Source organism: Mesorhizobium sp. M0626, from assembly GCF_040320665.1.
Lineage (GTDB): Bacteria > Pseudomonadota > Alphaproteobacteria > Rhizobiales > Rhizobiaceae > Mesorhizobium.
In genome coordinates this window covers 1-1592 of sequence record NZ_JAMYQD010000053.1, presented here as the reverse complement: position 1 = coordinate 1592, position 1592 = coordinate 1, and the positions used below count along the sequence as shown (strand labels likewise).

The window sequence follows — 1592 nt, the reverse complement described above, 5'->3', positions numbered from 1 at the left end:
GGGCCTCACGCCCTTTGAATACATCTGCAAAATCTGGACAAAAGAGCCCGAACGATTCAGGCTCGATCCAACCCATCAAACCTTGGGACTAAACACCTACGCCACAGGTGCCGACGCTGTGACGAGCTTCGTCGGTCGCGTGTCGAGTGACGGCACCGGGGACAATTATCGTCGACCGCAGTCCATTGCCCAGACCAAGGCGCTTCTCGGCGTCGGCACGATGGCAAATCGCAGCGTCACGATCTCGGCCGCTGCCCCTTCTGGCGGCGCGGACGGTGATTTCTGGGTGCAGCCGTAATGGCCCTTTACGTCAAAGCCTCCGGGGTCTGGGGGGCGACTAGCGCCGTATGGGTGAAAATCTCAAGCCTCTGGACCAAGGCTCGACAGGTCTATGTGCGCAGCTCGGGCGTCTGGGAGAAAATGTTCCCGATAGATCTGCTCTTCAATGGCACTCACGAAGACTCGACTGCCACGACCGTTTACACCCACACCAGCATTCCGCTTCTTGTCGCGCCACACGCTAATCGTCGTGTCATCGTGACAACTGAGACCACTGACACCGAAAGTGCAGTGACCGTCAACAGTATGACGATTGGGGGTGTGGCTGCCACCCTTCTCGCTCAGGTGGAAAGCATCTTCAATTCTGGTGTGGTCTATCTGTCAGTGTGGTCGGCCCTCGTGCCAACCGGTACGACGGCAACGATCGTGACCACGTATAGTGAGAGCGTGTTCCGTGACTACATGTCGGTCTATACGACCACCAATTGGGATGGTGTGGTGGGCACTGTTGCCTCTGACAACAATTCAACGGGTGGCCTGACAACGACCGTCAGCATTGGTGCCCTGGGCGCAGCGATCGCAATTGCGGGCAACGCCACCAAGGGGGCATCGGCACTGGACATGGACCGGGCTGACCCAACAGTTCTCAAACACACCAGTCACGAATAGAAACCACAGCGGAGCAATGGCAATAGCTACCGCCGCCCAAGCTGCCCTCACCGTAACCTGTGCCTACAGCACTACTCCAGCACTTGTCGCACTGCTGGTGGTTCCGCGGTGCGCAACTCCTGACTGGCGACGGCGTCGGCGACATGCCTTACGGACTCGTATTGCCAGAGCTTGTAATCGTCGACAAACCAGCCAAGTCGGCTCTCGATCGCCGTAGCAAGCTCGTTATAGTCGAGGCTGTCGAGGCCGAGATCCCGCATTCTGGTTGTCATCGACACCTCTACTTTTTCGGCAACTAGAGCGTTGAGGGTTTTGAGAACCAGTTGTTCAATTTCAAGTAATGTCATCACTAATACATGCCTTTTGCTTGCAGATTCAGGTAATGCAACCCTGATCGGGGCGCAACCCCAAAACGAGGTGTGCCGTTGAAACATGTTCTTGTCATTGACGATGATGCCGCAATGCGGCGCCTCATCGCCGATGCATGCCCTGAAGGTAACCGCAGTCCACGATAGCAAGCAGTTTGATTATGTTCTTTCACGTGAGCCGGTCGATCTCGTGGTTGTTGACCTTAACCTAGGCCGGGAGGATGGACTTGCGATCGTCCGCAATCTGGCGACAAAATCGGATGTTCCTATCATAGT

The 1592-nt window shown here is 56.1% G+C and carries 2 protein-coding genes and 2 pseudogenes; 3 read left to right on the top strand and 1 reads right to left on the bottom strand.

The window, feature by feature from the left end; translation table 11 throughout:
• Both NKI37_RS32065 and NKI37_RS31820 read left to right on the top strand, forming a co-directional pair.
• Positions 1-97, top strand: a pseudogene (locus NKI37_RS32065) (IS481 family transposase); the annotation flags it as partial.
• A 200-nt stretch (positions 98-297) separates the two neighbouring features.
• Positions 298-948 (top strand): hypothetical protein, encoded by a 651-nt coding sequence (locus tag NKI37_RS31820; protein WP_352791847.1) that lies wholly within the window; start codon positions 298-300, stop codon positions 946-948.
• 71 nt (positions 949-1019) lie between these two features.
• Here NKI37_RS31820 and NKI37_RS31815 read toward each other — a convergent pair whose 3' ends face one another.
• Entirely contained in the window at positions 1020-1295 is a 276-nt protein-coding gene (locus NKI37_RS31815) for an acyl carrier protein (protein ID WP_023679571.1), read from the bottom strand.
• Between the two features lie 78 nt (positions 1296-1373).
• Here NKI37_RS31815 and virG point away from each other — a divergent pair.
• A pseudogene (gene virG / locus NKI37_RS31810) lies at positions 1374-1592 on the top strand (two-component system response regulator VirG); the annotation flags it as partial.